The 6224-nt window shown below is 33.4% G+C and carries 5 protein-coding genes; 4 read left to right on the forward strand and 1 reads right to left on the reverse strand.

The features are described 5' to 3' along the window. Window positions 1–17: 17 nt before the first annotated feature. On the reverse strand, window positions 18–602 hold the full coding sequence (locus tag ACQKMD_RS16355) for a GNAT family N-acetyltransferase (RefSeq protein WP_427753251.1): 585 nt from the start codon (window positions 600–602) through the stop codon (window positions 18–20). Between the two features lie 327 nt (window positions 603–929). On the opposite strand from ACQKMD_RS16355, the gene ACQKMD_RS16360 reads away from it, so the two are divergent. From ACQKMD_RS16360 to ACQKMD_RS16375, 4 genes are all read left to right on the forward strand, one after another. Then, window positions 930–1481, forward strand: a complete 552-nt coding sequence (locus ACQKMD_RS16360) for a PadR family transcriptional regulator (protein WP_427753253.1) — start codon at window positions 930–932, stop codon at window positions 1479–1481. Between the two features lie 31 nt (window positions 1482–1512). Continuing rightward, entirely contained in the window at window positions 1513–3231 is a 1719-nt protein-coding gene (locus ACQKMD_RS16365) for a DHA2 family efflux MFS transporter permease subunit (protein WP_427753255.1), read from the forward strand. A gap of 316 nt (window positions 3232–3547) precedes the next feature. Continuing rightward, on the forward strand, window positions 3548–4813 hold the full coding sequence (locus ACQKMD_RS16370; RefSeq protein ID WP_427753265.1) for a M48 family metallopeptidase: 1266 nt from the start codon (window positions 3548–3550) through the stop codon (window positions 4811–4813). A gap of 257 nt (window positions 4814–5070) precedes the next feature. Next, window positions 5071–5880, forward strand: coding sequence for a YitT family protein (locus ACQKMD_RS16375; protein ID WP_427753257.1), 810 nt, complete (start codon window positions 5071–5073; stop codon window positions 5878–5880). The last annotated feature ends 344 nt before the right edge of the window (window positions 5881–6224 follow it).

Here is a 6224-nt window from a genome sequence, read left to right on the forward strand (position 1 = left end):
ATGGAAGACCTTACCAATTACTTGGTAAGGTCTTTTGCATTTTCAGCTGAAGCTTTTCGAAAATTCTTCTCTTCATTGCAGCCTTCTTCTCTTAACATCCCCATGCGGATAGAATCGTAATATTCACCATTATAATAACGTGCTTTTCGAATGCAGGCTTCCATTTGCATACCAAGTTTTTCGCCAACACGGATCATTCTCTTGTTACCTGACCAAGTTGAAAAACCGATGCGTACGATTGGCAACGTGTTCAATAGGTGGTTAATCCATAATGTTAAAGCCCTCGTGCCAAGCCCTTTCGCCCAATTGGGAGCTTCGTGGAAAACAATCCCGATCTCAAGCCAATTAGAAGGCTCATGTTCCCAGTAGTAAGATACGATTCCTACAACAACCTCATTTACTTCAATTGCCCAAAAGGCATCATTCTGGACAAACTTAAAGTTCATATTAAGAAAATCTTCATAGGCCATTGTTTTATGTGGATAGTAAGGGGTATCCCACAGTTTCCATTCGGGATTTTCGTCTTTAAAGATTAACGCCCATAAGCGCGGTAAATCCTCATTTTCAATTGGTCTAATTACTAATTCTTGATCTCTGTACATTCTATAGCCTCTTTTCAAATAGTATTAGTGCATTGTGATGGAAAAGAAGGCTGTATTTCCTACTGTTCAATCACCTTAAATAAATTTTTCATCTACAATCACACCTTTCAATTAGAATTAGTTAATTATACCATTTTAGGTAAAATGATGATGGTTAATTTCACAGCTATTTTTGGGGCTTTGTATAATTAAAACAACTGCAACTATGAATTTTGAGGTTATATGAAATGTATTATTTTACAATTTAATATATATAATATATTATCATTAAGTATATTAATAATGTTAATATAAATATCAATAATAAAAATTGTGTGAGGTGTTTGTATGAAGGGAAGAGACGTTGTTTTAGGATTGTTGATGGAGAAAGAACTATCAGGCTATGATATAAAAATTGTATTTGAAGATGTATTCACACATTTTTTTGATGGTAGCTTTGGAATGATTTATCCAACTTTAAAACAGTTGGAGAAGGACGGAAAAATCAGGAAAGAAGTCTTGATGCAAGATGGAAAACCAAATAAAAAAATGTTTTTTATAACGGAAGAGGGACGAAAAGAGTTCCAGCAATATTTGGAGAGCGATGTGGAAAAAGAAGTATTGCGTTCTGATTTTTTAATGCGCATGTATTTTGGTAAATATAGCGATGCAAAAACTATTCAAACATGGATGGAAGATCAAATAAAAAGAAAAGAATCGGCTATCGAGGATCTTTTGTCGAAATACGAAACGTGGAAAGAGGACATGACATTTGAAGGAGAAGTTTCATTAGAAGTTGGTATCGCAACCTATATTGCAGAAGTTGAAACCTTAAAGAGAAAGTTAACACAGCTAAGGGAAAAAGAAGGATATGAGCAAGAAGATAGTTTTCGAGAGTGAATTATATAGATAATTAAAGGGGGAGATTCACATGGAGCAGTCAAAAGGAATTAAAATCGTCTTCTTAATGTGTTTAGGTATTTTCCTATGTATGATTGATACAACGATTATGAATATAGCCTTACCAGCAATACAAACTAATTTAGGAACTACATTAGAGAAGATGTCATGGATTTTGAATATATACACAATGTCTATTGCGGTATTAGCGATTCCATTAGGACGTATTGCAGATATATTTGGGAAAGCGAAAATGTACATTATTGGATTATTTGTATTTGGATTTGGTTCAATATTATGTGCTTTTGCGAATACAGGAGATTTTCTTATCTTTTCGCGATTTATTCAAAGCATAGGAGCTGCTATATTATTCCCTACAAGTATGGTAATTGGTGTATCCGCAATGCCAATAGCTAAGAGGAATATAGCTCTTGGAATATTAGGGGTTACGCAAGGTCTATCCGCAGCCATGGGTCCCGTGATAGGTGGCGTTATTACACAAAACTTAGGATGGAGATGGGTGTTCCTTGTTAATATTCCATTTTGTATAGCCGGTATTATACTTTGTTTTATTTTACTCCAAGTTAGAAATGAAGAACGCGTGATATCTAAAATAGATTGGGTTGGATGCGTACTATGTAGTTCAACTATTTTCTTATTCACTTTAGTTTTAGTAAAAGGAAATGCATGGGGCTGGATGAGTGGGCTTGCATGGGTATGTTACGTTACTAGTAGCATATCTTTCGTATTATTTATATTAGTCGAAAGAAAAGTAGTTTCGCCAATGGTGAATTTACAGCTATTTAAAGATCGGATTTTTGTCGGAGCTTCGATTGTTGTTATACTAAGTAATTTATTTTTAATCGGAGTAACTGTATTACTTCCAACATTCCTTACAAAAATGCAAAATCGAACAGAATTAACAGCTTCTTTATTAGTGACACCAATTTCAGCGATGATATTTTTGGTTTCTCCTTTTGCGGGGATTCTTCTTAACAAAATCGGCAAAGTTCCTATTATATTATTAGGATTTATTGCTATGAGTATTTCGTATTTTTGGCTACAAATGATCAGTATTCAGTCTTCAAATCAAGAGATTATTTTACCGTGTATGTTACTAGGAGTTGGATATGGTTTAGTTGTAGGACCAATAACGATCTTAACTGCTTCCTCATTTGAAGGAGAATTACTAACGGCTTCCCAAAGTGTTGTATCGATGTTACGACAAGTAGGTATAGTATTAGCAGTAGCAATATTTGTATCAAGTTTAACGCATAATTTAACAATTAATAAAAATAAAATTGAACAATTTGCGGAAGAAAAAGTACGTGAAATTCATGTAGATAAAAAAGAGCAAGATAAAATATTACTAGCTGCTAAAGATAAAATAAACGAAAACAATTTAGAAGAAAGTAATCAAAAGAAACAAGTAAGAGAAAAATTCGGAGTTACTCAAGAGCAAAAAGATGCTTTAATTCAACAAACCGTGGGGAAAGCAATAAAAGACATCCCAGAGAATTATAAAGAAATAAAGAAAGTAGAGATAACAAAACAAGTAACAAAAGAAGTGGAAGAAGAGTCAGAGAAAATAAATGATGAAATTCAGAAATACTCACAAGACATTAGTCGTTACGCAGAAAAAGAATTAGCAATGAGTTTTACTGATTTATATAAAGTAAGCGCACCAATTATTTTGGTTTGTGGATTAGTGAGTTTGTTGTTTATTGGGAGAAGAAAGGAATCAATTTAATAAATTCAAGTGTGGATGATAATATCCTGAATAACATCAAACTCGTAGGCTTGTACCCCGTTCTATGCTCATAAATACCAAACTCTCGAATATCTGTATATCTTCCTCATGAATAAAAAATAAAAAAATCATGAATTTGTTCATCTTGGGGAAGAATATACTTATAAATTTTCACAATAAGGAAAAAGTTTTACAAATTTCTCCTGAAGTGTTGATTAAGCAATTGTTAACAAAGCTTTAACATAGAAACCTGTTCTATCTTTGTCATTTTGGATTACACTTAATGTAGGAAGAACTGAACAAGGGAGGAAACGACATAGCAAAAAAATTGGGAATTTCAGCTCTATTGATATTTGGAGTGTATGCTTTAGCGATGTACTTTTATATTTTTCATAGTGGTGGAGGCGCTATACCCGCGGCTTTAAAGGGGACTGTTGCAGATCCTTCGGTATTTATGTCTGAGCGCGAATTATTATTAAGTGGGGAGTACTCGAAAATTAGGAATTTCCTCTTTTTTGTAGCTACGCCATTTGAATGGCTCTTCTACTTCTTAATGTTGTTGATAGGGCTTTCTTTCATGTTAGAAAAATGGTCAGCGTCATTATCTAAATGGACAATCTTGAAAAACGTAATTTATTTATTTTTATTGTCGCTTCTTACGTATATTGTATTATTTCCATTAGACTATTATCGCTTTTCTCTAAGTAAAAAATACGGGATTAGTAATCAGAATTTTTCTTCGTGGATGAAAGATGGAGTAATAGACTTTTGGGTTAGCTTCGGCATGACTGTAGTGATTGTGTCAGTTCTGTACTGGCTCATTAAAAAAAGTACCAAGAGATGGTGGCTATATGCTTGGTTATTAACGATTCCATTCTCTATTTTTATCATGTTTATCCAACCGGTAGTAATTGACCCATTATATAATGATTTTTACCCGCTAAAGAATAAAGAATTAGAAACAAAAATTCTGTCGTTAGCAGAACAGGCAAATATTCCAACAGAACATGTGTATGAAGTGAATATGGCGGAAAAAACCAATGCACTCAATGCTTATGTTACTGGGGTTGGTAGTAATTCGAGAATTGTGCTGTGGGATACGACTTTAAATCGTTTATCAGATAATGAAATTCTTTTCATAATGGCACATGAAATGGGACATTATGTAGAGAAACATATTTATTTTGGCATGTTAGGTTATATCTTTATGACACTTATTGGACTTTGGCTAACTTCGAGGATCATGATTTGGGTTATCGCAAGACATGGTAAGGTATTAAAAATAAAGAAAATAAACGATATTAGTTCGCTCCCTTTGTTTTTACTGATTACTTCGATTCTATTATTTGCATCAAGTCCTCTTTCGAATTATGTTTCTAGATATCAAGAATCAAGAGCTGACCAGTATGCAATCGAGTTAATGGGAGATAAAGAGGCAGCAGTGAAGGCGTTTCAACAGCTCACGAAGTCTGGGTTAAGTGAAGTAAATCCACCATTACTCGTAAAATGGTTCCGATATACGCATCCTCCAATGTTAGAAAGGATTTATAAAGTGGCGGATCAAAAAAGTGCAAAAGAGTAAGGAAGGCAGTGTATGAATTGTTCATATATATACTTGTGAACAATTTTTGTTGTTACTGGTTAGTTGTAGTTATTCCCATTTTTCAGAAAAAACTATTAAATTTTTTATTCGTTTAAACTCAACTATAATATAATTCAATTGCGCTTATGACATGGACCGAGTAGAAATTCGGAAGCGTTATTATGAAGTGTTGTGTAATTTTTTATTTAATGGATAAAAAAATGGTGGCACAGGATTATTTGTTAGGGAGAGTAGCTATGCGCAATATTTTTATTATTACAATGGGTTCTATCTTAGTGGGGTTTGCTTACAACTTCTTGTTAATTCCTCATGAAATTCTAAGCAGTGGATTAAGTGGAATTGCCATCATGCTTGGTCTAGTAACACCTTTCAATACAGGTATATTAAACTTTTTATTAAATCTTCCCTTACTTATTTTAGGCGTAATGAAATTAGGGAAACGGTTTATTGGAAATACGATTCTTTCAGTACTAGTACTTTCAGTCAGTTTGTATGTAATTCCGGTTTATAAAGTAACACATGAGCCACTTCTAGCCGCACTATTTGGTGGAGTTATTACGGGAATAGGAATTGGAGTAATTTTTAAAGCATCAGGCTCATCAGGTGGCTTCGATATTATTGCGATGCTTCTAAATAAGAAAAGAGATTTTCCTCTTGGAGCAATGATTTCTGCGATGAACGCGGTTGTTATAATAATTTCTGGCTTTGTATTTAGCTGGGATGCAGCATTATATACGTTAGTAACGATTTATGCAACTGGTAAGGTTATTGATACGATTCATACGAATCACATTAAACTAACCCTCATGATCATTACGGGTAAAGGTGACGAAGTGAAGAAGAAATTACTTGCGAATCTTTATCGAGGAATTACAATTATGGACGGTGAAGGCGCGTATACAGGAGAAGGTAGAAAAGTCCTTATTACTGTTATCACACGTTATCAATTATCAGAAGTTAAAGAGATGATTAATGAAGTCGATTCAAATGCGTTTGTGAACATCACAGAGACAAAAGAAGTTATTGGTATGTTTGATCGGAGATAAGATATTATAAAATAAGTCATGTTAAATTACACTGTTGTTTTAGCATGAAAAATAGAGTTGAACCTGATTTTAGGTCAACTCTGATTTTTTTATTATTTCAAGAGCCGTTTTCAACGTACCTTTACTGTAACTTACATATTACTTTCTGATTTTTTATGTAAACCTAAAAGTTTGTATAAGGGATCTTTATACACCTCACTTGTTAGGTAATGTAGAAAAGTTATAACTTTGCATAATAAGAACATATGATGAATAGTCTACACTTAGTTGGACAGTAAAATTAAGGGCAAGTAGAATAATAGATAACAAGAAGGAGAATCTACTATGTCCAGTAAAAGAAGAAC

The organism is Viridibacillus sp. NPDC096237, assembly GCF_050278625.1.
In the GTDB taxonomy this organism is placed as follows: domain Bacteria; phylum Bacillota; class Bacilli; order Bacillales_A; family Planococcaceae; genus Viridibacillus.

Coding starts and splice junctions, on each gene's coding strand:
- ACQKMD_RS16355 (WP_427753251.1), bottom strand. CDS start 602: ATGTACAGAGATCAAGAATTAGTAATTAGACCAATTGAAAATGAGGAT.
- ACQKMD_RS16360 (WP_427753253.1), top strand. CDS start 930: ATGAAGGGAAGAGACGTTGTTTTAGGATTGTTGATGGAGAAAGAACTA.
- ACQKMD_RS16365 (WP_427753255.1), top strand. CDS start 1,513: ATGGAGCAGTCAAAAGGAATTAAAATCGTCTTCTTAATGTGTTTAGGT.
- ACQKMD_RS16375 (WP_427753257.1), top strand. CDS start 5,071: ATGCGCAATATTTTTATTATTACAATGGGTTCTATCTTAGTGGGGTTT.